Source organism: Nocardia sp. NPDC058666 (assembly GCF_042714895.1).
Classification (GTDB): Bacteria; Actinomycetota; Actinomycetes; order Mycobacteriales; family Mycobacteriaceae; genus Nocardia.
Map to the genome: position 1 here is coordinate 1 of NZ_JBHXRY010000062.1, position 1639 is coordinate 1639.

Genomic DNA, 1639 nt, shown 5'->3' on the forward strand with positions numbered 1-1639 from the left:
GCCTGAGCCTGGACACCCACTGGTACGAACGCAGCACCTGGCTGTGCATCATCAGCTTCGGCAGCGACTGCTACCCCAGCGACGTGTACCTGTGCCACGGGGACTGCAAGACCTTCGCCGGGGCCACCTACGCCCTGCCGCGGCAGTCCTTCCACGGCACCATGCAGACCGTGGTGGACTTCCTCGCGGCCCATCCGCAGGAGGTCGTGACCGTCTTCCTGGAGGACTACGTCGGCGCCGATCAGTTGCAGCAGTCCCTGGGCCGGGTCAGGGGCCTGCAGGACATGGTGTTCCGGCCCGACGCGTGGGGCGTACGGCAGCACGGCTGGCCGAAGGTGGCCGACCTCGTCACCGCGGGCAAGCGCCTGCTGATCTTCTCGGACCGGTCCGACCGCGAGCACCTGGGCGTCATGTACGACAAGTCCTGGACCGTGAGCAACTTCTGGAGCCTCGGGGACCTGGGCAATGACCTCGCGTGCGTCAGCCGCTGGCCCGACGTACCCCTGGACCGCCAGGAGCCCGGATTCCGGCGCCTGTTCACGATGAGCCACCACCGCAACGTGCCCACCGTCCTCACCGCGGCCCTGGACAACGGCACCAAGCTGCGCAACCGCATCGCCGAGCAGTGCCGGTCCGCCACCGGGGGCCGGGACCCGAACTTCGTCTCCGTCGACTTCCACCGCCTGTCGGACGGGAGCGGCCACACACCGGCCTCGATCGTCGCCGAGCTGGGCGCACGCCCCTGATCCGTCCATCGGACTGCCGACCGGACCGGGTGGATCGTCCCGCGTCGACGCGGCGCGGCCCGCCCGGTCGGTCAGCCGGCCCTGCGTGCGCCCAGCGCCCGCCGCTCGTCCTCGGTCAGGCCGCCCCACACGCCGTAGGGCTCCTGCACGCGCAGCGCGTGGCTCAGGCACTGCGCCCGCACCGGGCACTGCGCGCAGACCTCCTTGGCCCGCCGCTCCCGCATCGAGCGGTCCTCGCCGCGCTCCCCCGCCGGGTGGAAGAACCGATCGGTGCCGAGCTCCCGGCACGCCGCTTCCTCCTGCCACTGCCACAGGTGCTCCGCACGGCCCGGCAGGCGTGCCACCTTCGACATGTCCGCGCTCCTCTCATCGGCTTGCGCACGTCCTCGGACGTCTCCCTCACGCGTCTGACCCGGGTACCCGTTCCGAAACGCCGTCCGCGTACGCCGGCGGAACGACGGCCGGGGAGGTGGAGACCCGGGGCAGGGCGTAGGGGTGCTTCTCGGCCAGCCAGGTGACCAGCTCCTCGCGCACCGCGCAGCGCGCCGTCCACAGGTCGTCGGGGTCCTTCGCCGTGACGATCGCCCGCACCACGATGGTGGAGGCGGTCGTGTCGGTGACGGACAGGTCCCACCCGCGGCCGTCCCACGCCTCGCAGCCGTCCAGGACCTCCTTGAGCTTTTCGCGCATCAGCGCGACGGGGGCGGTGTGGTCGCAGTGCAGGAAGACCGTGCCGGTCATCTGGATCCCGCCGCGCGACCAGTTCTCGAACGGCCGCCCGGTGAAGTACGAGACGGGCATGGTGATCCGGCGCTCGTCCCAGGTGCGCACGGCCAGGAAGGTCAGGGTGACCTCCTCGACCACGCCCCACTCACCGGCGACGACGACCGTGT

3 protein-coding genes are annotated in these 1639 nt (G+C 71.4%); 1 reads left to right on the forward strand and 2 read right to left on the reverse strand.

What is annotated here, in order from left to right:
• Positions 1 to 746, forward strand: a 746-nt coding sequence (locus tag ACFWVD_RS28435; protein ID WP_379247955.1) for a hypothetical protein, incomplete at its 5' end; no start/stop codon positions are given.
• 71 nt (positions 747 to 817) lie between these two features.
• On the opposite strand, the gene ACFWVD_RS28440 is transcribed toward ACFWVD_RS28435, so the two are convergent.
• Entirely contained in the window at positions 818 to 1099 is a 282-nt protein-coding gene (locus tag ACFWVD_RS28440; protein WP_053703093.1) for a WhiB family transcriptional regulator, read from the reverse strand.
• Between the two features lie 46 nt (positions 1100 to 1145).
• Positions 1146 to 1639: mechanosensitive ion channel family protein (locus ACFWVD_RS28445; protein ID WP_379247957.1), on the reverse strand; the 494-nt coding region annotated here is incomplete at its 5' end.